Origin of the sequence: Streptomyces sp. 184 (genome assembly GCF_045781775.1) — a bacterium.
GTDB lineage: Bacteria > Actinomycetota > Actinomycetes > Streptomycetales > Streptomycetaceae > Streptomyces.
The window spans coordinates 1,160,885-1,184,205 of sequence record NZ_CP123230.1; the positions used below are offsets into that span (position 1 = coordinate 1,160,885).

Genomic DNA, 23,321 nt, shown 5'->3' on the forward strand with positions numbered 1-23,321 from the left:
TCTGGCGCAGGATTCTGGGAGTTGCTATTTTTTGGGAGTGACTTCCAAAAGACGCTGGTGGGCTCTCGGCGGGCTCGTCATGTCCGTGCTCGTGCTCGGGTTCGACCTGACGATCCTGAACGTCGCGCTGCCCACGATGGCGGCGGACATCGGGGCCGACACCGGCGAGTTGCAGTGGATCGTGGACGCGTACGCGGTGGTGTTCGCCGCCTTCATGCTGCCCGCGGGGCTGCTGGGGGACCGGTTCGGGCGGCGCCGGATGCTGGTGGCGGGGTTGGGGATCTTCCTGGCCGGCAGCCTCATAGGCCCGTTCGTCTCCAGCCCGGAGGCGGTGATCGTCGCGCGCGCGGTGATGGGCCTGGGCGGCGCGCTGATCATGCCGCTGGCGCTCTCGGTCATCCCCACGCTCTTCGGCGACGAGGAGCGGACGAAGGCCGTGGGCGCCGTGACCGCCGCGATGGCGGCCGGCATGCCGGCGGGGCCGCTGCTGGGCGGCTGGCTGCTCGACCACTTCTGGTGGGGCTCCATCTTCGTGCTGAACATCCCGCTGGTGGCCATCGGCATCGCGGCGGCGCTGCTGCTGATACCCGAGACCCGGGACCCCGCGGTGCCGCGCGTCGACCCGGTCAGCACGGTGCTCAGCGTCCTCGGGCTCGGCGGCCTGGTCCTCGGCGTCATCGAGGGGCCGACGCGGGGGTGGGGCGATCCGCTGGTGGTGGGGGCGCTGGCCGGCTCGGCGGTGCTGCTCTGCTGGCTGGTGCTGCGGGAGCGGCGTGCGGCCCGGCCGATGCTGGACCTGGAGCTGCTGGCCAACCGCGCCTTCCGGTGGAACGCCGTGGTGGCCGTGCTCGCGACGTTCGTGATGGCGGGGCTGCTGTTCGTGCTGCCGCAGTACCTCCAGACGGTGCTGGGCAACGACCCGTTCGGCACCGGGCTGCGGCTGATGCCGCTGATGGCGGGGCTGCTGGTGACGGCGCGGGCGGCGCCGGCGCTGATGGCGCGGTTCGGCTCGCGGGTCGTGGTCAGCGCCGGGATGGCGGTCTTCGCGTTCGCCATGCTGCTCGGCAGCCGTACGGACGTCGCCGACGGGTACGGCTACACGGCGGTGTGGCTGACCGTCACCGGCTTCGGCCTCGGGTTCGCGCTGGTGCCGACCATGGACGCCGCCCTCGGCGCGCTGCCAGCGAGCCGGGCGGGCAGCGGCACGGGGCTGCTGACCACGTTGCGGCAGGTCGGCGGCGCCATCGGGGTCGCCCTGCTGGGCAGCCTGCTGAACGGGGTGTTCACGGACCGGTTGGAGACCGGCGGGGTGCCGGGGGCCGCGGCGGAGAAGGCGCGGGAGTCCGTGGTCGCGGCGCACACGGTCGCCGAGCGACTGGGCGCGCCGCGGCTCGCGGAGTCGGCGGACTCGGCGTACGTGCACGGCATGGGCCTGGCGCTGCTGGTCTGCGGGATCGCCGCGCTGCTTACGGCGGTCGTCACCGCCGTGCGGCTGCCCGACGACAGACGAGGGGAGAAGGACGGGTCCGGACAGGAGAAGCCGCGGCGGAAGCGGAGAGGAGGGAAGACGGACCACGTCGGCGGAATAGCCGCCGCCAGGCGCGGTGCAGGACAATGAGGAATATGGCCTCCTCCCGTACCTCTGCCGTCACGCCCGTAGCCGCCTCCCCCGTGGCCGCGGTCACCGAGGCAGGGCTCGGTCTGCGCGAGCGCAAGAAGCTGCGCACCCGCCAGGCCATCCGGCAGGCGGCGTACCGGCTGATCGGGGAGCAGGGGTACGAGCAGACCACCGTCGAGCAGATCGCCGAGGCCGCGGAGGTCTCGCCGAGCACCGTCTTCCGGTACTTCGCGACCAAGGAGGACATCATCCTGACCGACGAGTACGACCCGGTGCTGGAGCAGGCCATCCTCGACCGGCCGGCGGACGAGCCGCCGCTCGTCGCGGTGCGGGAGGCGGTCGTCACCTCGCTGCGGCTGCTCTACGAGGAGTTCCGGCCGGAGTTCGTGCTGCGGATGCAGCTCGTGCGCGAGGTGCCGGCGCTGCGGGCGCAGATGCACGAGAGCATGGACCAGAACGTCGAGCTGCTGTGCGGGGTACTCTCCGAGCGGACCGGCCGGCCGCGGGACGACTTCGAGCTGCGGGTGGTCGTGGGGGCGATCTTCGGGGCGCTGACCCAGGTGCTGTTCGAGTGGGTGGACCGGGAGCCGGACTGCGACCTGGTGGAGACGGTCGACCGGGCGCTGGCGGTGCTGGAGCGCGGCCTGACGCTGTGAGGCGGGGCCGCGCGTCAGCCCTGCGGGGGTGCGGCGGGGGTCAACTGGGCGCGTAGCTCTTCGGGCCGGGTCACCGGGGCGGCGCAGACGAAGTGACGGCAGACGTAGGCGGCGGGGGCGCCGTCGACGAGGGGGCGGTCGGCGAGGAGGGGGACGGCGTCGGCATCGACGGTGGGCGCCGCGCCGGATACGGCCGCCGCGCCGGACTCCGTGCCCGCACCCGTAGTCGCACCCGCGCCCGTGCCCGGCGCCTCGCCTGTGCCGGGCGGGGGGCCCGTGGCGATGACCGCGCCGGGGGCGGGGGAGAGGAGGGCCGTGCGGTGCAGTTCCGTGCGGCGGGGGTCGTCCGGGGGACCGACGACGGCGACCTCGCGGGGGCCGTCCAGGGCCGCTTCCGCCGCCGCGAGGCCCCAGCCGACGAAGCGGGGCGCCCGCGGGCCCAGCTTGGCCACGATGCCGAGGGCCTGTTCAGCCGCCTCGCGGTGCCGTTCGCTGCCGGTGTACGCGGCGTAGGACAGCAGCGCGGCGGCCGATGCCGTCCAGCCCGACGGCGTCGGGTTGTCCGTGGGGTCCTGGGGGCGCCGGATGAGCTGCTCGGCGTCGTCGGCGGTGTCGTACAGCGCGCCGCCCTCGCCCCGGAACCGTTCGAGCACGGTGTCCAGGAGCAGCCCGGCGAGCTGGAGCCACGCGCCCTCGCCCGTGACGGCGGTGAGCGTGAGGAACCCCTCCGCCACGTCGGCGTAGTCCTCCAGCACACCGGCGCTGTCGCCGGCCGCTCCGCCCCGCGAGGTGCGCACCAGCCGCCCCACCGTGCCGGGCCCGCCGGTGCCGTCCGTCATGTGCACCCGTACCAGCAGGTCGGCCGCCGCCACGGCGGCGTCCACGAGGTCCGGCCGGTCGAAGTACGCGCCGATCTCGGCGAGGGCGGCGATGGCCAGCCCGTTCCACGCCGTGACGACCTTGTCGTCGCGGAACGGCCGCGGCCGCCCCGCCCGCGCCGCCGTCAGCCGCTCCCGTACGGAAGCGATCCGCCCGGCGTCGGACGGCACCCCGGTGTCGGGGAGTTGCAGCACCGAGGCGCCCTCCTCGAAGGTGGCCGCCGCGGGTGCCTCGGGCACGCCGTAGTACGCCCCGGCCAGCGCCGCGTCCTCCGCGCCGAGGACGTCGTGCAGCTCGTCGGGCGTCCACACGTAGTACGTGCCCTCCGCGTGCCCGCCGCCGTCCGGCCGGTCGCTGTCGGCGTCGAGCGCGGAGGCGAAGCCGCCCTCCTCGGTGCGCAGTTCGCGCACCAGGAAGTCCGCGGTCTCCAGCGCCACGCGCCGGGCCTGCTCGCTTCCTGTCGCGCGCCACAGGTGGGCGTAGACGCGGGCCAGCAGGGCGTTGTCGTAGAGCATCTTCTCGAAGTGCGGGACGACCCACTCCGCGTCCACCGAGTAGCGCGCGAAGCCGCCGCCGAGCTGGTCGTAGATGCCGCCGCGGGCCATCGCCTCGCAGGTGGCCTGCACCATCTCCAGCGCCGCCGCCGAGCCGGTGCGGGCGTGGTGGCGCAGCAGGAACTCCAGCACCATCGGCTGCGGGAACTTCGGCGCACCGCCGAACCCGCCCCGTACCGCGTCGAACTCCTTCGTCAGCTCCAGCAGCGCCGCATGCACCTCCGCATCCCCGGGCGGCCCGCCCCCGGGCCCGCCCACGGCCCCGCTCAGCGTCCGCCCCGCCAGGTCCGCCGCCACCCGCGCCGCGACCTCGGTGACCTCGCCCCGCCGGTCCGCCCAGGCCGCCGCGACGCCCTGGAGCACCTGCCGGAACGACGGCATCCCGCCCCGCGGCCGGGGCGGGAAGTACGTACCGAAGTAGAACGGCTCCGCGTCGGGCGTGAGGAACACCGTCATCGGCCACCCGCCCTGCCCGGTGGCGGCCTGGACCGCCTCCATGTACACGGCGTCGACGTCGGGCCGCTCCTCGCGGTCGACCTTGATGCTGACGAACCCCGCGTTCAGCTCCGCGGCGGTGGCCTCGTCGGCGAAGGACTCACGCGCCATCACATGGCACCAGTGACAGGAGGCGTACCCGACCGACAGCAGCACGGGTACGTCACGGCGCCGCGCCTCGGCGAACGCCTCCGGCGACCAGGGCCACCAGTCGACGGGGTTGTCGGCGTGCTGGAGCAGATACGGCGACGGGGAGTCGGCCAGGCGATTCATGCGATTCAGCCTCTCACAGCGCCCGTCCCGGCCAACGAACCCGCACGGCCTCGCTCGCTCGCAGAACCACGCCTCATCGAAGATCGTTTCTTCCCGGGAACCGGGCGCCTCAGGAGCACAGGACACAGGCTGAGCCCAGCGGGGCGAAAGCTGCGGAAGCTCCTGAGAGAGGTACACCGTGACCGCCGAGATGGTGGCGCCCGCCTGGATGCACACCCAGATCAGTGCGGAGCAGTACGACTCCTGGTTCGAGGAGCAGTGCGCCGGCATTGAGATCGTGGACGGTCTACTGGCGTGTCGAACAGGCCGCCACCGGTGTCCCGATCGTCTATACCTACGTTCTCGACCCTGCCACCCAGACCTACCGGGACGGCGAGATGTTCACCGGCGCGATCAAGGCTGCCGTGCCCTTCCCCCTCACCGTGGACCTGGGATCGGTCTGACCTGACAGCGGGCCGCAGGCGGGCGTCCTGCCGGACCTGGGCATTCTCGGGGCAGGAGGGGGCGACTTGCGTGGCGCACCCGGCGTGTTCCGTACGGCAGTGCCCACTCGCGGGGCGGGGCACGGCTCAGCGCTGGCGGTAGCCGTCGAGGAAGGTGCCGATGCGGGTGATGGCGTCCGTCAGGCCGTCCTTTTCCAGGAGGGTGACGATGCGGAAGTGGTCGGGGCGGGGCCAGTTGAAGCCGGTGCCCTGGACCAGGAGGATGTTCTCCGCGCGCAGCAGGTCGAGGACGAATCGGGCGTCGTCCTTGATCTTGTGGACCTTCGGGTCCAGGCGGGGGAAGGCGTACAGGGCGCCCTTGGGTTTGACGCAGGTGACGCCCGGGATCTGGGTGAGCAGGTCGTAGGCGGTGTCGCGCTGGACGAGGAGGCGGCCGCCCGGGAGGATCAGGTCCTTGATCGACTGGCGGCCCCCGAGGGCGGTGGCGACGATGTGCTGGGCGGGGACGTTGGCGCACAGACGCATGTTCGCCAGGATCGTCAGGCCCTCCAGGTAGCTGCGCGCGTCCTGCTTCGGGCCGCACACGGCCAGCCAGCCGCTGCGGTAGCCGGCCACGCGGTATGCCTTGGAGAGCCCGTTGAAGGTGAGGACCAGCAGGTCGGGGGCGTAGCTGGCGGTGGGGGCGTGGGTGGCGTCGTCGTAGAGGATCTTGTCGTAGATCTCGTCGGAGCAGAGCACCAGGCCGTGGCGGCGGGCGATGTCGGTCAGGCCGCGCATCAGCTCCGCGTCGTAGACGGCGCCGGTGGGGTTGTTCGGGTTGATGACGACCAGCGCGCGGGTGCGGTCCGTGATGCGGCGCTCGATGTCGTCGAGGTCGGGCATCCAGTCGGCCTGCTCGTCGCAGCGGTAGTGCACCGGGGTGCCGCCGGCCAGGGAGACCGACGCCGTCCACAGCGGGTAGTCCGGGGCCGGGATCAGGACCTCGTCGCCGTCGTTGAGGAGGGCCTGCATGGACATCTGGATCAGCTCGGAGACGCCGTTGCCGAGGAAGACGTCCTCGACGTCCAGGTCGATGCCCTTGGTCTGGTAGTGCTGCATCACGGCGCGGCGGGCGGGCAGGATGCCCTTGGAGTCGCCGTACCCGTGGGCGCTGCCGGCGGTGCGGAGCAGGTCCTCCAGGATCTCCGGGGGGCACTCGAAGCCGAACGGGGCCGGGTTGCCGATGTTCAGCTTGAGGATCTGGTGACCTGCCGCCTCGCGCCGCATCGCTTCCTCGAGCACGGGGCCCCGGATGTCGTAGCAGACGTTGGCGAGCTTCGTTGACTGGATCACCTGCATGCGGCCACTGTACGGGCCGGTCCCGGGCACCGCCTCCGGATAACCGGCGCCTTCCGTGCGAGCCCGGTCACATGCCCGATGCCCCTCCGGACCCCGCCCGTACCTGCCACAATGCCCGGATGGCGGCCCAACCACCCACCGGTCCGGCGACGTTCGCCCCCCTCGGTCCCGGTGCCGCGCTCGCCCTGGTCAACGACGAACCCGTGGCCGCCGTCGGCGACGACATGCTCGGCACCGGCCGGGCCGCGGCGCAGCTCGCCCGGCTGCTGCACGCCTCCCGCGCCTCGACGCCGTTCACCCTCGCCGTGGACGCCGGCTGGGGGATGGGCAAGTCCACTCTGATGCGGCTGGTGGACGCCAAGCTGCGGGTCGAGGCCGACGTGGAGACGGTCTGGTACAACGCCTGGACCTCCACCGGCGCCGACGCCCTCGAAGGGCTCGTGAAGTCGGTGCTCGTGCGCTTCGAGCGGCGCACGCTCAGGCGCGCGCTGGCCCGGATCTCCCGGGGGCGCACGCTGGTGCGCGGCGTACGCGCCCTCACCACTGCGCTCGGCGGCACGCTCGGCGCGGCCGGGCTGGTCGACGAGCTGTGGACGAGCTGGGACGCGGGCCCCGAGGCGCGCAACGGCATGCGCGAGGAGATCGCGCGCATGGCCCGCGAGTGGGCCGAGAACGCGCCGCACCGGCTGCTGGTCGTCTTCATCGACGACCTCGACCGCTGCCCCGAGGAGACCGTCCTCGCCGTCTGCGAGGCCCTGAAGGTCTACCTGGACGTCCCCGGACTCGTCTTCGTCGTCGGCTGCGACCGCTCCGCGCTCGGCCCCAGCGGGCTGCTGCGCGACCTGTCGCCGGCGGCGTCGGCCTTCATGGAGAAGATCTTCCAGACCAGCTACCGCATCCCCGTCGCGGACAACGAGGGCGTCGGCGCGTACGTCGAGTGGTGCGCGCGCACCGCGGGCATCGAGCGGATGCTCGACGACGGGCTGAAGAAGCTGCTGGTCGAGCGGTCGGGCCGGAATCCGCGGCGGATCAAGCGGCTGGTGAACGGCTTCGTCCTGGAGGCCACCTTGAACCCGGTGTGGTCCGGCTTCCGCTCCGAGGCGGTCATCAGGACGCTGCTGCTCCAGTACTTCTATCCGGAGTTCTACCGGATGATGACCGGCGTGGACGTCGCCCCCGGCGGGGACGTGGTGCAGGAGTTCACGACGTACCGCCGCGTACGCCGCGCGCTGCTGTCGCCGGCGTCGCCGGCCGCGCAGGCGCCCCTGCCGGAGTTCGCCTCGCACGCGGAGGTCGGCGCGTTCTGCGAGCAGTACGAGCTGTCCGCGCCGGTGCCGGAGCAGGATCCGGCGCAGGCGCTGGAGCAACTGGAGCGGCGGCTGCCGGTCGGCTTCCCCGAGCACGCGGACGACCCGGGGTTCACGTCCCTGCTGGCGGACCTGCTGCGGCTGCCGGACGCGGAGCGGCTGCTGGTGCTGCTGCGCGAGGGCGCACCGGCGCCGGTGGAGGGGACGAGCTACGAGCCGGCGGCGGCGGTCCCCTACGGGGACCAGGTCTTCCCCACGTACACACCCTGGGCGGTGCCCACGGCCTCCGCGCCGTACGGGAGCCAGGACCCGGCCGGGAGCCAGACCGCCTGGGGGAGCCAGGCGTCGTGGGGCAGCCCGTCCTCCTACGGGCGCCAGACCCCGTCCGCGCAGCCTTCCTTCCCGTCCCAGGCCCAGCAGCCGTACACGCCGTACACCTCGTTCACGCCGTCCACGGCCCAGCCCGCGTACTCCTCGCCGCCGCCCTACCAGTCCCCCTACCCGCCCCCCGGCGGGTACGCGGCGGGCGAGGCCGCGGACGGCCGCGCCCGGCCGGCCGTGCCCGCGCTGGAGGGCCTGCGGATCCTGTGGGTCGACGACGATACCGACGGCGGCACGGACCACGTCCGCCGCCTGCGCGGCGGGGGCGCCGGGGTCACCCTCGTGCGCGACCGCGCGGAAGCCGAGCGGGAGCTGGCCGCCAACCGGTTCGATCTGCTGATCTCCGACATCACCCGCGGCCCCGCCCGGTCCGCCGGCCTGGACGTCCTGCGGCAGTGGCGCGACTCCGGGACGTACGACGGCCCCGCCGCGTTCCTCTCCGGCCGGGTCACCCCCGAGCGGGTGGAAACGGCCGGCGAGCTGGATGCGTCGATCTTCAACAGCGCGGACGCGTTGCTCGCGTACGCCACGCTCGTGGCCGCGTCCCTCAGGGCCGCCCGCGCCCCCGGACCGTACGGCCCGGCACCGCGGTCGTCCGACGGCCCTCCCGCATGACGAACTCCCCGCCCACCAGCACGTACGGCACCCCCACAGGCCCCCGCCGCGGCTCCTCGTACGTCGCCCCCGACGCCACCGTCGCCGGGTCGAACAGCACCAGGTCCGCCAGGTAGCCCTCCCGCACCAGCCCCCGGTCCGCCAGCCGCAGGCGGGCCGCCGGGCGGGCGGTGAGGTGGCGGACGCACTCCTCCAGGGCCAGCACGCCCAGCTCGCGCACGTAGTGGCCGAGGTAGTGCGGGAAGGTGCCGTACGCCCGCGGGTGCGGCTTCGCGCCGTGCAGGATGCCGTCGCTGCCGCCCGTGTGCGCGGGGTGGGCCATGATCGCCCGGACGTTCTCCTCGTGCCCTACGTGCTGGAGGATCGTCGTCGCCAGCCGGTCGTCCAGCAGCAGCCGGCGGGCCGCGCCGAAGTCCGGCAGCCGCCGCCCCACCCAGCCGGCGAGCGCCGGGTCGCCCACGCCCGAGACCTCGATCGTGGACCAGTCCATCGGCACCCCGTGCGACCCGTCGGAGCCCTCGACCTCCAGCGCGTGCCGGATCCGCGCCGCCGTGTCCGCCTCCCGCAGCCGCGCGAGCGTCGCCTCCGGGCCGCCGACCGCGGCCCAGCTCGGCAGCAGCGCGGCCAGCGTGGTGCAGCCGGCCAGGTAGGGGTACGTGTCCAGCGAGACGTCCACGCCCTCGGCGAGCGCCCGGTCCAGCAGCGCGGTCAGCTCGGCGGCGCGGCCGGCGTTGACGTCGAAATTCAGGGTGGCGTGCGCGAGGTGCAGCGCGCAGCCGGCGTCCCGGGCGAGGCCGAGCATCTCGGCGTACGCGCCGACGGCGCCGGCGCCGTACGAGCGGTGGTGCGGGCAGTAGTAGCCGCCGTACGCCGCGACGACCCGGCACAGCTCCGTCAGCTCGGCGGTCGGCGCGTACATCCCCGGCGGGTACGTCAGCCCCGACGACATCCCCACCGCGCCCTGCTCCAGGCCCTCGGCGACCAGCCGCTTCATGTGCGCCAGCTCGTCGTCCTTCGCCGGCCGGTCCTCCCAGCCCAGCGCCAGCATCCGCACCGTGCCCTGCGGCACGAGGTACGCGGCGTTGACCGCCAGCCCGTCGCCGTCGGGGCCGCGGTCGAGGCGGTCGAGGTACTCGCCGACCGTGCGCCAGTCGAACGCCACCCGGTCGTCGCCCGGCCCGCCGCCGTTCCAGCCGGCGATCTGGCGGCGCAGCTCGCCGAGGGTGCGGTCGTCCACGGGCGCGTACGACAGCCCGTCCTGGCCGATGACCTCCAGCGTCACGCCCTGCGCGGCCTTGGCGGTGTGCTCGGGGTCGCGCAGCAGGGCGAGGTCGGAGTGGGCGTGCATGTCGACGAAGCCGGGGGCGAGGACGAGGCCGCCGGCGTCGAGTACGGTCCGGCCGGTGAGCCGCGGGGCGATGGCCGCGATCCGGCCGCCGGCCAGGCCGACGTCGGCGCGGTAGCCGGGCGCCCCCGAGCCGTCGACGACGAGGGCGCCGCGGATCACCAGCTCCATGCGTGCCGCTCCCCCGTGCCGCTCAGAAGAAGGTCCGTACGTACTCCGTGACCGTACCGTCCTGCTCGACCAGCGGGATGAGCTGCCACTTGTCGAAGATCGTGCACGGGTGCGACAGCGCCAGCGCCACCCAGTCCCCGACCTCCAGCGCGGCGGCCCCGGGGGTGTCGGCCACGTCCAGCCAGGCGTGCTGGTCCGAGAGCTTGCGCACCGTGATCCCCGTCGCCGCCCGCTCCGCGCCCAGCCCGCCGGCCGCGTCGTAGCCGCGCACCGCCACCGGCACCGGCAGGTCCAGGTCGTACGCGGCGTCCCGCTTGCCGGCGTTGACGAACGCCTGCCCCGGCTCCGGCCGCGAGACCACCTGCGTCCACAGCCGGAACGCCGGCACCAGCGAGCCCTGATCGGGCGTCCGGTTGAACGGCGTCACCCGGCTGTAGTGCCCGTCGTCGTGGCTGATGTACGCCCCCGAGCGCAGCAGCCTGAGCACCGGCCGAGACAGCTCGGGCGCCGCCGCGAAGCCGTCGGCGACGGCGTCGAACCACGCGCTGCCCCCGGCGCTGACCACGATCTCGTCGGCGTCCGCGAAGAGCCCCGCGGCATCCAGCTCCGCGGCCAGCCCCAGCAGCCGGCGCATCCAGCCCCGTACCACCTCGCCGTCCGCGCCCGGCGCCTCCGCCTCGTACCCGGCGACCCCGGCCAGCCGCAGCGTCCCCGCCCGCGCCGCCGCCTCGGCGACCGCGCGGCAGTCGGCCTCCGTACGGGCCCCGGTGCGCGCGTCCGGCCCCGCGCCCAGCTCGACGGTGACCTCGACCGGCCGCGTCGCCCCGGCCGCGTGCAGCGCCGCGTCCATCAGCTCGACGCCGCGTACGGAGTCGACGTAGCAGACGAGCCGGAAGTCCGGGTCGGCGGCCAGCTCGGCGGCGAGCCAGCGCAGCGCGGCGGCGTCGACCAGCTCGTTGGCGAGGAAGATCCGCCCCGCGCCGTACGCCCGCGCCACCCGCGCCTGGTGGGGGACGGCGACGGTGATGCCCCAGGCGCCGTGGTCGAGCTGGCGGGCGAAGAGCTGCGGGGCCATCGTCGTCTTGCCGTGCGGCGCGAAGGCCAGGCCGTGGCCGGCGGCGAAGCGGGCGAGAGCGCCGAGGTTGTGCTCCAGCGCGGGGGCGGAGAGCGCGAGCACGGGGGTGGTGAAGCCGCCCGTGAACAGCGACCGGCGCTCGGCGGCCAGCGCGCCGGCGGTCAGGCCGGCGGCATCGGGCGGCAGGCCCTTGAAGCGGTGGTCGATACGTTCTTCCGCCAGCTCGGCGAGCGACGCCATGAAGCCCTCCAGCAGGTTGGTTGCGCACCACGCAACGTGCATTGCGTATATCGACACCGCTGTCTAACATCCGGGCGAACGGCTGGTCAACGGTGGCCGGTACGCCGGGACGGGCCCGAGAGCACATCGGCACGCCGGCCCGAGCGCGCCGTACGGGGTACGACAGCAGCGCCAGCACGACAGCACGACAGCTCGGGCACGACGGCACGACGAACGGTGGGAGGACGCGATGAGCCAGTCGGTCGGCCGCGCGCTCGCCATCCTGCCCATGCTCGCCGACGGCCCCGCCGGCCTGGAGCAGGTCGCCACGAGGCTCGGCGTGCACAAGACCACCGCCATGCGGCTGCTGCGCACCCTCCACGAACACGGCCTGGTCTACCGCCAGGACGACCAGCGCTACCGCCTCGGTGCCCGGCTCTTCGCCCTCGCCCAGGCGGCGGCCGAGAGCCTGGACGTACGCGAGATCGCCCACCCGCACCTGGTGAAGCTCGGCGAGGTCACCGGGCACACCGTGCACCTCGCCGTCTACGAGGACCGCGAGGTGATGTACATCGACAAGGTCGACAGCCGCTACCCGGTGCGCATGTACTCGCGCATCGGCCGGCCCGTGGCGATCACCGTCGCGGCCGTGGCGAAGCTGCTGCTGGCCGACCTGCCGGAGCCGGAGCGGCGCGCCGTCGCCGAACGGCTCGAATACCCCATGTACACCCCCCGCTCGACGCCCGACGCCCAGGCCCTGCTCGCCGAGCTGGCCGCGGTGCGCGAGCAGGGGTGGGCCACCGACTTCGGCGGCCACGAGGAGTCCATCAACTGCATCGGCGCCCCCATCCGCGGCGCCGACGGCCGTACCGCCGCCGCCTGTTCCCTGTCGGCGCCGAACGTCGTCGTCACCGCGGACGAGCTGATGACCCTCCTCCCGCAGCTCCGCCGCACGGCGGCAGCGATCAGTGACGACTACTCCGGAAGAGTGCCCGTATGAGCGACAAGGCCCAGAAGACCGCCGTCACCCCCGCCAACCACGTCCCGCCGCCGGCGCGCTTCTCCGCGGGCGTGCGCAAGGGCAACATCCTCCAGGTCGCCGGCCAGGTCGGCTTCCTGCCCGCCGAGGAGGGCAAGGCGCCGGCCCCCGCCGGTCCGACGCTGCGCGCGCAGACCGAGCAGACGCTCTCCAACGTCAAGGCGGTGCTGGAGGAGGGCGGCGCGTCCTGGGAGGACGCGGTGATGATCCGCGTGTACCTCACCGACACCGCCCACTTCGCCGAGTTCAACCAGATCTACGACGCCTACTTCGCGGAGCTGGAGCAGCCGCCGGCGGCGCGTACGACCGTGTACGTCGGGCTGCCCGCGGGGCTGCTCGTGGAGATCGACTGCCTGGCCGTGCTCGGCTGAGGCGCCTGCCCGCGGCCCGGCCGTCAGCGCCCCGCGCCGACGGCCGGGCCGCGGAACGTGCGCCGGTAGGCGTGCGGGGTGGTGTCCAGCCGGCGCAGGAAGTGGTGGCGCAGCGTCGCCGCGTTGCCGAAGCCCGCGCGCGAGGCGATGGTGTCCACCGTGGCGTCGGTCTCCTCCAGCAACTGCTGCGCCAGCAGCAGCCGCTGGCCCAGCAGCCACTGGTACGGCGTCGTCCCCGTCTCCTGCTGGAAGCGGCGGGCGAACGTCCGCGGCGCCAGATGCGCCCGCGCCGCCAACTGCTCCACCGTGGCGTCCTCGTCCAGGTGCTCCTGGAGCCAGGTCAGCACCCGGGCGATGGCGTCGTCGTCGCACGTGCCGCGCACCGGCCGGTCGATGTACTGCGCCTGGCCACCGTCCCGGTGCGGCGGTACGACCATGCGGCGGGCGATCGCGTTGGCCACCTTGCTGCCCTGCTCCTCGCGGACGAGGGCGAGGCAGGCGTCGATGCCGGAGGCGGTGCCGGCCGAGGTGATCACCGGGCCGTCGGCGACGTAGAGCACGTCGGGCTCGATCAGCGCCCGCGGGTACTCGCGCTTCATCTGGTCGGCGAACATCCAGTGCGTCGTGCACCGGCGGCCGTCCAGCAGCCCGGCCTGGGCGAGCAGGAACCCGCCGGTGCACACGCTCAGCACCTTCGTGCCGCGCGCGACCGCCTCGCGCAGCGCGTGCAGCAGCTCGGGCGGGAAGTCGCGGTACGCGAACTTCTGCCCCGCCGGGACGGCGATCAGGTCGGCGCCGGCGAAGCTCTCCAGGCCGTGCGGGACCTCGACGGGCAGGCCGGGGTGGATGGTGACGCGGCCGGGCTTCGGCGCGGCGTACGAGAAGTCGTAGACCGGCAGGCCCTCGTCGCGTCGGTCCATGCCGAAGACCTCGCAGATGACGCCCAGCTCGAAGGCGTTGACATCGTCGTTGAGCAGACACACCACTTTGGAGAGCATGCGGCCAGTATGCCACCGGCCTGGCAGTAATTCGAAGGCCTATGGCAGAGCTGCCACTGTTTGTGTGTGCAAGGATCGGCGACCGTAGAGGACATGAACGCGATCCTCGAAAACGTCGTCGGAACCCTGGTCCTGATCCTGATGGCCGCGATCCTGGTCGGCCCGGCACTGTACTTCGACCGCCGCGAGCGCACCGCCCACCGCCGGCTCAAGGCCGCCGAGCGCGGCGGGAGCACGGCGCCCGGACGGAACGTACCCGCCGAGGGCGCGTCCGCCGAGGGCGTCTCCGCCCGGGACGCGCTCGCCGGCTACGGCCGCGCCGCCTGACCGCACACCCCGCGCGCCATGGCGCGCCCCCGCACCGCGGGGGCGCGCCCCGGCGTCAGCCGGTGCAGTACTCGCCCTCCTTGCCGATCGAGCGGTACATGCAGTCGGCGTTCTCCAGCAGTTGCAGCACCGCGTCCCGGTTGCGGCTCGTCTCCCGCCCGATGACCTCGTCGGGCGGGTAGAAACCGCCGCCGCCCGCCGAGCGCGGGTACATCTCGAACGTGTAGCTGAAGATCTTCTGCTCGCCCCAGAGGTAGTCGTTGACCGACCCGTCCGTGATGTACAGGTCGCTCGACTGCTGCGGCGTGTAGCCGTTGCTCGCGGCCATCTTCTCCCCGACCGCGGCGAACGCGTCGCGGTCGTCCTGTGTCAGCCCGGGGCCGGTGTCGTTGTACGTGTAGCCGTACGGCCACAGCACCAGCTCGCTGTACGTGTGGAAGTCGATCCCCGCGGTGATCTGCTGCTCGCCGCCCACGACCCGGCTGCGCGCGAAGTCGGCGACGACCTTGACCTCCTTGGCCGACTCGCCCGCGGTGCCGCGGTAGGTATCGCTCGACGGGCTGCCGGAGGAGCCGCCGCAGCAGCCCCAGCGGTATTTCCAGTTGCGGTTCAGGTCCGTGCCGACCGCGCTGGAGCCGGAGTTGGGCTGGCGGTTCTTGCGCCAGCTCCGGTACGAGCCGGAGGCGATGTCGTACTCGCCGCCGTCCGGGTTGAGGTCCGGCACGATCCAGATCTCGCGGCCGTCGACGACGTCGGTGATCCGCTGGTCCGTGCCGTAGTCGTCCGCGAACTCGCCCAGCAGGTACAGCGCCATCTCGACGGTGAGGTGCTCGCGCGCGTGCTGGTGGTGGGTGAAGAGGACCTCGGGCTCGTCCTCGTCGGCGCTCACGTTGTCGCTGATCTTGAGGGCGACGATGTCGCGGCCCTGGTACGAGGTGCCGATGACCCGCTTGCTGATGAGGTCCGGGCGCTGGGCGATCCGCTGGTCGATCTCCGCGGTCATCTCCGCGTAGTTGTGGTACCGCGAGTCGGCCGGCGGGAAGTCGAGCGTCGTGGGGGGCTGGTCCGCGAGCCGGGCGGGCGGCGCGGGGAGCTTGTCGAGCCGGTAGCCGAGGTCGCGGAGCTTGCGGGCCTGGGCGCCGTCGGCGGAGACGACCACGGAGTGGTCGCGTGCCTCGTCGACGGAGACGCCGGTGGCCGCGAGGCGGGTACGGGCCTCGCGGCCCGTCTGGCCCAGGACCTCGTACTGCCGGATCTCCTCGCCGCGTTGTGCCTGGGCCGCGCTCGTCCCGGTCCTCTCCGCCGTCTCGGCGGCGGGTTCCGCGCCCGCGGCACTGAGGGTGCCGGCGGCGGCGAGGGAGAGCACCGCGGTCAGGGTCACCGACCGTAGGGGTAGTCGCATGCCGTCTCCTGGATGTGGAGTGTGTGGGGTGGTGCATGGCGACGTCGTGTCGTGTGGGGCGGTGGTGCGCGTCAATGGTTCTGAACCTGGCGTGATCAGGTCAAGAGGCCCCGGGGTGTTGCGCGCGTGTGTTCGGCCACGTACGCCCCCTTGTGCGGCCGTCCGCCGATCCCTTTCAATGCCGGAGATCGCAGAGGGGACGAGCTGCGAAGGAGCCGCTCATGGCTGACCGCACCGAGCCCGCGTCCGCACCGCCCGAGATGAGAAAGGCCAAGTGGCGCTACATCGGGCCGGGGATCGTCGTCGCCGCCACCGGCGTCGGCGCCGGCGACCTGGTGGCCACGCTGCTCGCCGGCAGCAAGTTCGGCTACACCCTGCTGTGGGCCGCCGTCATAGGCTGCGTCGTCAAGGTCGCCCTCGCCGAGGCCGTCGGCCGCTGGCACCTGGCCACCGGCCGCACCCTGTTCGAGGGCTGGCGCACCCTCGGCACCTGGACCTCGGTCTACTTCGCGATCTACGTCGTCATCTGGGGTTTCGTCTACGGCGCGACCGCCATGTCGTCCTCCGCGCTACCGCTGGTCGCGCTCTTCCCGGACGGGCCGAACCTGAAGACCTGGGGCATCCTCACCGGCCTGACCGGGCTGGTCTTCGTGTGGTTCAACCGCTACGCGGTCTTCGAGAAGGTCATGACCGTCCTGGTCGGCGTCATGTTCGTGGTCGTCGTCTACGTCGCGATCCGCGTCTCGCCGAACTTCGGAGACGCCTTCGCGGGACTGTGGCCCACGCTGCCCGACGGCTCGCTGCTCTACACCCTCGGCCTGATCGGCGGCGTCGGCGGCACGATCACCATGGCCGCGTACGGCTACTGGGTCAACGCCAAGGGCTGGACGGACGTCGGCTGGCTGAAGGTGATGCGGCTGGACAACCGGGTCGCGTACATCACCACCGGCATCTTCGTCGTCGCGATGCTGCTCGTCGGCGCCGAGCTGCTGCACGCCACGCAACTCACGCTGGAGTCGGGCGACAAGGGCCTGGTCGACCTCGGCGACATCCTGGAGGAGCGCTACGGCGCGGCCACCGCGAACCTCTTCCTCGTCGGCTTCTTCGCCACCTCGTTCACCTCGCTCATCGGCGTCTGGCACGGCGTCAGCCTGCTCTTCGCGGACTTCGTGGCGAACGTGCGCGGCGGGCACGACGGGCACGGCGCCGGCGACGGCAACGCGCGGGAGGTCGCCGCGGGCAGCCGCGAGCGGTCGCTGCCGTTCCGCGCCTACCTGCTGTGGCTGACGTTCCCGCCGATGACGCTGCTGTGGCTGGACGAGCCGTTCGCCATCGTCATCACGTACGGCGTGCTCGGCGCGTTCTTCATGCCGTTCCTCGCGCTGACGCTGCTGTGGCTGCTCAACACCGACCGCACCCCGCGGCAGTGGCGCAACGGCGGACTCAGCAACGGCCTGCTGACGGCCTCCGGGCTGCTCTTCATCGTGCTGTGCGTGCAGCAGATCAGGGACCTGCCCTGGTAGTCGCCCTGGCGTGATCACCCGAGGCGGATCAGCGGATCAGGGGAAAAGGGGGCCCGCCCGCCCAGGTTGCATGGGCGGGCGGGCCGAGGCCGTCGGCGCGGCCGGCAGTGCGGGAGGCGGCCGGCCGCGGACGGCCGGTCAGGGCAGGGCGTGCACGTGCGGCCCCACCGCGCCGGACCAGGCGTTGCCGGCCGTGGCGTCCCAGTTGGTCGACCAGGTCATGGCGCCGCGCAGGTCGGGGTACGTCCGCGGCGGCTTGAACGAGCCGCAGTTCGTCCCGCGGGTGAGGCAGTCGAGCGCGGCGTTGACGACGGACGGCGCGGTGTAGCCGCCGCCCGCGGCCCGGGTGGACGCCGGCAGGCCGAGGCCCACCTGCGAGGGCGCGAGGCCGCCTTCGAGCTGGATGCAGGCCAGGGCGGTGAGGAAGTTGATCGTGCCCTGCGCGTACACGCCGCCGTCGCAGCCGAGCATCGTGCCGCTGTTGTAGTACTGCATGTTGACGACGGTGAGGATGTCCTTGATGTTCAGCGCCGTCTTGAAGTACTCGCCCGCGGTCGACTGCATGTCGATGGTCTGCGGCGCCATCGTGATGACGAGGTCCGGGCCCGCCTTCTGCGACAACTGGCGCAGGGCCTGCGTCATGTAGGTGGAGTTGACCCCGTTCTCCAGGTCGATGTCGACCCCGTCGAAGCCGTACTCCAGCATCAGCGCGTGCAGGCTGTTCGCGAAGTTCGTGGCCGCCTGCGGGGAGTTCACCGAGACCGTGCCGAGTTCGCCGCCCACGGAGATGATGACGGACTTGCCGGCCTGCTGCTTGGCGGCGATGTCCTGCTTGAACTCCGCGACGGTGTAGCCGCCGAGGGCGGCCGAGGCGAGGTTGAAGGTCACCTGGCCGGGGGTGGGGGTCGCGTCCGCGAAGGCGACCGCGATGATGTCGTACTGGCTGCTCACGTCGCGGATCCGCTGGACGGTCGCGCCGTTGTTGAAGTTCTGCCAGTAGCCCGTGACCGCGTGCTTCGGCACCTTGTTGCCGCCCCCGCCGTCGGGGGTCGTGGTGCCGGTGACGGCCGGGGACTTCGGCGACTCGCCGGCGGCGTTGGTCGCGGTCACCTGGAACTGGTACGCGGTCGAGGGCGTGAGCCCCGTGACGGTCGCGGAGGCGCCGCCGGTGCTGAGCACCTTCGTACCGTCGCGGTAGACGTTGTAGCCGGTCGCGCCGGTGACGGGGGACCAGCCCAGCGAGACGGAGCGGGCGGCGGTGCCGGTCACGGCGACGCCGGTGGGTGCGGCCGGGATGGTGCCCGGGTCGCCGCCGGGGCCGGTGAGGCTGATGTCGTCGGCGTGGTAGGCGGGCTGGCCGTACCAGCCGTGGGTGTAGACCGTCACCGAGGTGGTGTTCGGCCCGGTGGTGAAGTTCGTCTTGAGCTGGCTGTACGAGGACGCGCCGGAGGTCCAGGTCGAGACGTCGGTGGTGCCGGTGCCGCTCGCGCCCAGGTAGACGTACGAGCCCTGCACCCAGGCGCTCAGCTCGTACGCGGAGTTGGGCTTGACGGCGACGGCCTGGGTACAGCGGGCGTAGTCCTGGCCGGCGGGGGTGGCGCGCAGCGCGCCCGTACCGGAGTGCACCGGGCTGGCGACGGTGGTGCCGGCGGTGCCGGAGCAGGTCCAGCCGCTGAGGCCGGACTCGAAGCCGGGGTTCTGGACGAGGTTGGGCTCGGCGCCCGCGGCCAGCGGGGTGCCGAGGAGAGTGGCGAGGAGGCCGCCGGCCGCGGCGACGGCGAGCCGGCGGAAGGAGGTTCTGGCGGATCGGGCGGATCTGGCGGTTGGGGCGGATCTGGGGGTCCGGGGCGTGCGGGGTCTGTGTGCTCGGAACACGGGGGCCTCCGTAACGGGAGCGCGTGAGGAGCGGGACCGTGCGGGGTAGTGGGTGGCCGGGGACGTACGTGTCAGGTGTGGTGCGGGTCGGTGCGGGCCGCGCCGCACAACTTGGTCCAGACCAATGCGGGTGTCAAGTCTTCCCGTACGAGCGCCGCAAACGGGAACGGGTCCGTCCGCCCCGCCCCCCGGCCGCCCGCCGCGCACCCCAACCCTCTTTGCACAAAAGGTGTTTCCGCAGTCCACGTCCCGGTTATGGTGCTCAGAGCGTGTCTGAGACCGGTGGGGGGACGCCCGACGTGCCAACAGCCATCGCAGTCACCAGCCCCGACCTCGTGCTCCCCGCCCCCGGCCGGCACGGCCCGCTCGGCCGGCAGGGCCCGCCCGGCCTCCCGGGACCCACGGTCATGGCGCTGCGCCACCCGCGGGAGCAGCCCCTGGAGGAGGCGCTGGCGGAGGTGTCGGCCGTGCTGGAGCAGCACGGCTTCCTCGTCGTGCTCCACCCCGCCGCCGCCCCCGCCGCCGTGGTCCGCCGGCTGCACACCGTACGGTCCGTGCTGGAGAGCGACCGGATGGCGCTGATCCCGCTGCCGTTACCGCCGCTGGCCGTCGCCGTCATCGCCCGCCAGTTGCTCCAGTTGTCCACCGCCGACCTCGGCGCCGGCGTGCTCGCCACCGCCGCCCGGCTGCTCACCCACTACATCCACGCGGGCGCCGTGCTCGGCAGCGTCGCCAAGCTCGACCGGGTGCCGGTGACCCTCGGCGCGCACGCCCGCTCCTGGGTGCCCGGCGCGCACTTCGCCGTCATCGCCGCGCCACGGCCCCAGCTCGTACGGATCGGCCGCGACCCCGTGCCGCAGGGGCCGGACTTCGCCACCGGGCTCGTGCACGCCTCCGGGCGGGTGGACGCGGCCTGGGTCACCGGCGAACTGGCCGCCGGCTGGCGGGTGCAGGCGCTGGAGATGACGCCGCTGCCGGCGGCGTCCGCGCCGTGGTGGGCGACGGAGAAGGTGTGCGAGTTCGCCGCCGGGATCACCGACCCGCTGGTGCTGAGCCGGCTGGTGGCCTCGGTGCAGCGGGCGCGCTGCTCGTGGTGCGGGCTGGAGATCATCGGGGACCGGTGCCTGCTGTGCGCCACCCCGGTGCCGCCGGGGCCGGCCGCCCCGTCGCCCGCCCCGCCGCAGGCCGTACCCGCGCACGCCACGCCGCCGCCGTACGCCGTACCGCCGCATGCCGTACCGCAGCAGGGCGCGCCCCCGCCCCTCGCGCAGCCGCCGCCGCAGCATTCCGTACCGCAGCCGCCGCACCAGCCCGCCGTCGGCGCGGCCATACCGTCACCCCCCGAGATCAACCGTTGAGGTCCCGTCGATGAACTCACGCCAGCGTCGCGGCATCATCCTCGTCCTGCTGTCGGTCCTCGTCGCACTCGGCGCCTTCGCCGGTGTGCTGGCGTTCGTCAGCGACGTGGAGTCCAAGGTCGGCGACGAGGCCACCGCGTACCGGCTCACCACCGACGTCGAGGCGTACGAGCCGCTGGAGCCGGACCAGTACGAGAAGACGACCATGCCGAAGCGCTGGCTGCCCGACACCGCGGTCACCGACCCGGACGAGCTGGACGGCAAGGTCGCGCTCACGCCGCTGCGGCAGGGCTCGCTGCTCCAGAGCGACATGGTCAGCGGCCGTCCGGACCTGGAGCCCGGACAGCAGGAGATCGCCATCATGATCGACGCCTCCACCGGCGTCGCCGGAAAGATCACGCCGGGCGCGCGGGTCAACATCTTCGCCACCTTCGACGCCCAGGGCGACGGCGACAAGCCCGTCTCCCAGGTGATCGTCGCGGGCGCCCGCGTCATCGACGTCGGCGAGCTGACCCCGATCGAGCGCACCGGCGACGACGACCCCCGGGCCGACGAGGGCGAGGCCGTGCCGATCACCTTCGCCCTCGGCACCTCCGACGCGCAGCGCGTGGCGTACGCGGAGTCCTTCGCGACGCACGTGCGCCTCGCCCTCGTCGCCCCCGGCGAGGAGGACGCGGACATCGCCCCCGAGGACCGCACGTACACCCTCGACGAGGACCGGTGAGGGGCCGCACATGACCAGCCGCATCCAGCGAAGGGCAGCCGCCCCGCGGGCGTACGGGACGCGGGCGTACGGGACGCGGGCCGCGCCCGCGCGCGCGTGCGCGCCGGAGAGGGGCCGGCGCCCATGACCGTACGCATCCAGCCCGTCATCGCCGACCCCGACGCCGCGCGCGCCACCGTCTCGCTGCTCCACCAACTGCCCGACGCCGAGGCCGCCGCGCCGATCGGCGACTCCGTCGCGCTCCTCGACCACCTCGCGACGCTCGCCGGGGCCGGCGTGGCCGAACTGCCCGAGGTGCTCCTCGTCCACGAGCGGATCGGGCCGGTGCCCGCGCTGGAGCTGATCCGCGACGTCGCGCTGCGCTTCCCCGCCGTCGGCACCGTCCTCGTCACCGCCGACACCTCGCCCGCCGGCTACTCCGCCGCCATGGACGCCGGCGCCCGCGGCGTCGTCGGGCTGCCGCTGGCGTACGAGGAGCTGGCCGCCCGGGTGCAGGCCGCCGCGCAGTGGTCCGGCGGCGTCCGGCGGCACCTCGGCGCCGCGGCCGGGCCGGAGGCGTTCGGCGGCCCCGGCGGCACGCTCGTCACCGTCAGCGGCGCGAAGGGCGGCGTCGGCACCACCGTCGCGGCGGTGCAGCTCGCGCTCGCCGCGCGGGCCGCCGGCCGGCACGTCGCGCTGGCCGACCTGGACCTCCAGTCCGGCGACATCGCCTCGTACCTCGACGTGCAGTTCCGCCGCTCGGTCGCCGACCTGGCGGGCATCAAGGACATCTCGCCGCGCGTGCTCCAGGACGCCGTCTTCACCCACCACACCGGCCTCGGCCTGCTGCTCGCCCCCTCCGAGGGCGAGCGCGGCGAGGACGTCGACGACCGGGCGGCGCGGCAGACGCTGAGCGCGCTGCGGTCGCGGTACGACGTGGTGGTCCTCGACTGCGGCAGCCAGGTGACCACGCCGAACGCCGCCGCCGTCGAACTCGCCGACATCGCGCTGCTCGTGACGACGCCCGACGTGATCTCCGTACGCGGCGCGAAGCGCATGCTGCGGCTGTGGGACCGGCTCCAGATCCGCAAGGCGGAGGACACCGTCGTGCTGGTCAACCGGCTCACCAAGAACACCGAGATCCAGCCGTCCATCATCGCGCGCGCCACCGGGACCACGGTGGCGCGCACGGCGGTGCCGGCGGCGTTCAAGGAACTCCAGCCGCTCGTGGACGCCGGGCGGCTCCAGGACTTGGAGCAGCGCTCGACGGTACGGCAGGCGCTGTGGGCGGTGGCGGGGGAGCTGGGGCTGACGGTGGTGCCGGACCAGGGCGCCCCCGGCGGGCCCCCCGCGCACGGCGGCGGAGCGCAGCGGGCGCTGGGCGCGGGCGCCGGCCCCGGCGCCGTGGGCGCCGGCGGCCGCGGCGCGCCCGCGCCGCAGGTCGCCCCGCCCGGCGCCCAGCCGGCGCTGCCGCCCGGGACCCCGGGCGGGCCCGGCGGTCCGGCGCCGGGACCCGGCGCGGCGCCGGGGCCCGCACCCGGACGCGGCGGGCGGCGCCGGGGCGACCGCGGTGACCGCGGTGACCGGGGGCAGGTGTCGGTGGAGTTCGCCGGCATGCTGCCGCTGATCGCGCTCGTCCTCGTCGTCGTCTGGCAGTTCGTCCTCGTCGGCTACACCTACTCGCTGGCCGGCAACGCCGCCGACATGGCCGCCCGCGCCGCCGCCGTCGGCGACGACCCCGTAGCCGCGGCGGAGGAGGACCTGCCCGACGCCTGGGACGCCTCCGTCTCGGTCGGCTCGTCGGACGGCGTCACCACCGCCACCGTCGACCTCAAGGTGCCGGTCCTCTTCCCGGGCGGCCTGAACTTCCCGTTCACGGTCAGCGGCACCGCGGGCGCGACGGACGAGGGAGGCTGAGGGTGCGCAGCGGATCGCGTACGAGAACGCTCCGCGCCGAGCGGGCCGCGCCGGGGCCGGTCGTGCCGGGGCCGGTCGTGCCGCCGCGGCGCCGCGACCGCGGGTCCGTCGCCGTCGAGTACATCGGCTTCCTGCCCGTGCTGATCTTCATCGCCCTCGCCGCCGTGCAGTTGGGCGTCGCCGCCTACACCGCCTCCCAGGCCGGCACCGCCGCCCGCGCCGCCGCCCGGATGGAGTCCCTGGACGACCCGCCGTCGTCCGCCGGCGCCGCCGGGGCCGCGTCGATCAGCGACTGGCTGGAGGCCGGCTTCGAGGTCTCCTCCGGCGACGGCGAGGTGACCGTCACCGCCAGCGTCGAGATCCCCTCGATCATCCCCGGCGTCGACAACTTCGGCTCGGTGGAGCGCAGCTCGACCATGCCGCGGGGGGAGGACTGACG

18 protein-coding genes and 1 pseudogene are annotated in these 23,321 nt (G+C 73.7%); 12 read left to right on the forward strand and 7 right to left on the reverse strand.

Going from position 1 to position 23,321, the window contains the following annotated elements; genetic code table 11:
- Positions 1 to 79: 79 nt before the first annotated feature.
- Positions 80 to 1,618, forward strand: coding sequence for an MFS transporter (locus tag QBL21_RS05180; RefSeq protein ID WP_407566312.1), 1,539 nt, complete (start codon positions 80 to 82; stop codon positions 1,616 to 1,618).
- 5 nt (positions 1,619 to 1,623) lie between these two features.
- A complete protein-coding gene (locus QBL21_RS05185; protein WP_407560790.1) occupies positions 1,624 to 2,274 on the forward strand; it encodes a TetR/AcrR family transcriptional regulator in 651 nt (216 codons plus the stop codon).
- A gap of 14 nt (positions 2,275 to 2,288) precedes the next feature.
- On the opposite strand, the gene QBL21_RS05190 is transcribed toward QBL21_RS05185, so the two are convergent.
- On the reverse strand, positions 2,289 to 4,475 hold the full coding sequence (locus QBL21_RS05190; RefSeq protein ID WP_407560791.1) for a thioredoxin domain-containing protein: 2,187 nt from the start codon (positions 4,473 to 4,475) through the stop codon (positions 2,289 to 2,291).
- Positions 4,476 to 4,653: 178 nt separating this feature from the next.
- Between QBL21_RS05190 and QBL21_RS05195 the strand changes: the two are divergent.
- Positions 4,654 to 4,918: pseudogene (locus tag QBL21_RS05195) on the forward strand (hypothetical protein).
- A 126-nt stretch (positions 4,919 to 5,044) separates the two neighbouring features.
- Here the strand turns inward: QBL21_RS05195 and QBL21_RS05200 are convergent.
- Positions 5,045 to 6,256: a pyridoxal phosphate-dependent aminotransferase gene (locus tag QBL21_RS05200; RefSeq protein WP_407560792.1), complete on the reverse strand. Its 1,212-nt coding sequence runs from the start codon at positions 6,254 to 6,256 to the stop codon at positions 5,045 to 5,047.
- A gap of 119 nt (positions 6,257 to 6,375) precedes the next feature.
- Between QBL21_RS05200 and QBL21_RS05205 the strand changes: the two genes are divergently transcribed.
- Positions 6,376 to 8,559 carry a P-loop NTPase fold protein gene (locus QBL21_RS05205; RefSeq protein WP_407560793.1) on the forward strand — a complete coding sequence of 728 codons (2,184 nt, stop codon included), beginning with the start codon at positions 6,376 to 6,378 and terminating at the stop codon, positions 8,557 to 8,559.
- On the opposite strand, the gene QBL21_RS05210 is transcribed toward QBL21_RS05205, so the two are convergent.
- Together QBL21_RS05210 and QBL21_RS05215 are read right to left on the reverse strand one after the other, a co-directional pair.
- Entirely contained in the window at positions 8,492 to 10,075 is a 1,584-nt protein-coding gene (locus QBL21_RS05210; RefSeq protein ID WP_407560794.1) for an amidohydrolase family protein, read from the reverse strand. The genes QBL21_RS05205 and QBL21_RS05210 overlap by 68 nt on opposite strands.
- A gap of 22 nt (positions 10,076 to 10,097) precedes the next feature.
- Entirely contained in the window at positions 10,098 to 11,432 is a 1,335-nt protein-coding gene (locus QBL21_RS05215) for an alanine racemase (RefSeq protein WP_407560795.1), read from the reverse strand.
- A gap of 187 nt (positions 11,433 to 11,619) precedes the next feature.
- On the opposite strand from QBL21_RS05215, the gene QBL21_RS05220 reads away from it, so the two are divergent.
- Both QBL21_RS05220 and QBL21_RS05225 read left to right on the forward strand, forming a co-directional pair.
- Complete coding sequence (locus QBL21_RS05220; RefSeq protein WP_407560796.1) at positions 11,620 to 12,369, forward strand: IclR family transcriptional regulator; 750 nt, start codon at positions 11,620 to 11,622, stop codon at positions 12,367 to 12,369.
- The gene (locus QBL21_RS05225; RefSeq protein WP_407560797.1) at positions 12,366 to 12,779 is read left to right on the forward strand and encodes a RidA family protein; all 414 of its coding nucleotides are present in this window, start codon (positions 12,366 to 12,368) and stop codon (positions 12,777 to 12,779) included. Before QBL21_RS05220 ends, QBL21_RS05225 begins: the two co-directional genes overlap by 4 nt.
- A gap of 23 nt (positions 12,780 to 12,802) precedes the next feature.
- On the opposite strand, the gene QBL21_RS05230 is transcribed toward QBL21_RS05225, so the two are convergent.
- The gene (locus tag QBL21_RS05230) at positions 12,803 to 13,777 is read right to left on the reverse strand and encodes a GlxA family transcriptional regulator (protein WP_407560798.1); all 975 of its coding nucleotides are present in this window, start codon (positions 13,775 to 13,777) and stop codon (positions 12,803 to 12,805) included.
- Between the two features lie 93 nt (positions 13,778 to 13,870).
- Between QBL21_RS05230 and QBL21_RS05235 the strand changes: the two genes are divergently transcribed.
- On the forward strand, positions 13,871 to 14,104 hold the full coding sequence (locus QBL21_RS05235) for a hypothetical protein (RefSeq protein ID WP_407560799.1): 234 nt from the start codon (positions 13,871 to 13,873) through the stop codon (positions 14,102 to 14,104).
- A gap of 55 nt (positions 14,105 to 14,159) precedes the next feature.
- Here QBL21_RS05235 and QBL21_RS05240 read toward each other — a convergent pair whose 3' ends face one another.
- Entirely contained in the window at positions 14,160 to 15,506 is a 1,347-nt protein-coding gene (locus QBL21_RS05240) for a M14 family metallopeptidase (RefSeq protein WP_407560800.1), read from the reverse strand.
- Between the two features lie 221 nt (positions 15,507 to 15,727).
- On the opposite strand from QBL21_RS05240, the gene QBL21_RS05245 reads away from it, so the two are divergent.
- A complete protein-coding gene (locus QBL21_RS05245) occupies positions 15,728 to 17,029 on the forward strand; it encodes an Nramp family divalent metal transporter (protein ID WP_407560801.1) in 1,302 nt (433 codons plus the stop codon).
- 138 nt (positions 17,030 to 17,167) lie between these two features.
- Here QBL21_RS05245 and QBL21_RS05250 read toward each other — a convergent pair whose 3' ends face one another.
- Positions 17,168 to 18,904 (reverse strand): chitinase, encoded by a 1,737-nt coding sequence (locus QBL21_RS05250; RefSeq protein WP_407560802.1) that lies wholly within the window; start codon positions 18,902 to 18,904, stop codon positions 17,168 to 17,170.
- 299 nt (positions 18,905 to 19,203) lie between these two features.
- Here QBL21_RS05250 and QBL21_RS05255 point away from each other — a divergent pair, with 299 nt between their 5' ends.
- The 4 genes from QBL21_RS05255 to QBL21_RS05270 all read left to right on the forward strand — a co-directional run bounded on the left by QBL21_RS05255 (position 19,204) and on the right by QBL21_RS05270 (position 23,319).
- Positions 19,204 to 20,262 carry a hypothetical protein gene (locus QBL21_RS05255; protein ID WP_407560803.1) on the forward strand — a complete coding sequence of 353 codons (1,059 nt, stop codon included), beginning with the start codon at positions 19,204 to 19,206 and terminating at the stop codon, positions 20,260 to 20,262.
- Positions 20,263 to 20,272: 10 nt separating this feature from the next.
- Entirely contained in the window at positions 20,273 to 20,986 is a 714-nt protein-coding gene (gene cpaB / locus QBL21_RS05260) for a Flp pilus assembly protein CpaB (protein WP_407560804.1), read from the forward strand.
- Between the two features lie 123 nt (positions 20,987 to 21,109).
- Positions 21,110 to 22,882, forward strand: coding sequence for a CpaE family protein (locus QBL21_RS05265; RefSeq protein ID WP_407560805.1), 1,773 nt, complete (start codon positions 21,110 to 21,112; stop codon positions 22,880 to 22,882).
- A 2-nt stretch (positions 22,883 to 22,884) separates the two neighbouring features.
- Positions 22,885 to 23,319, forward strand: a complete 435-nt coding sequence (locus QBL21_RS05270; protein ID WP_407560806.1) for a TadE/TadG family type IV pilus assembly protein — start codon at positions 22,885 to 22,887, stop codon at positions 23,317 to 23,319.
- The last annotated feature ends 2 nt before the right edge of the window (positions 23,320 to 23,321 follow it).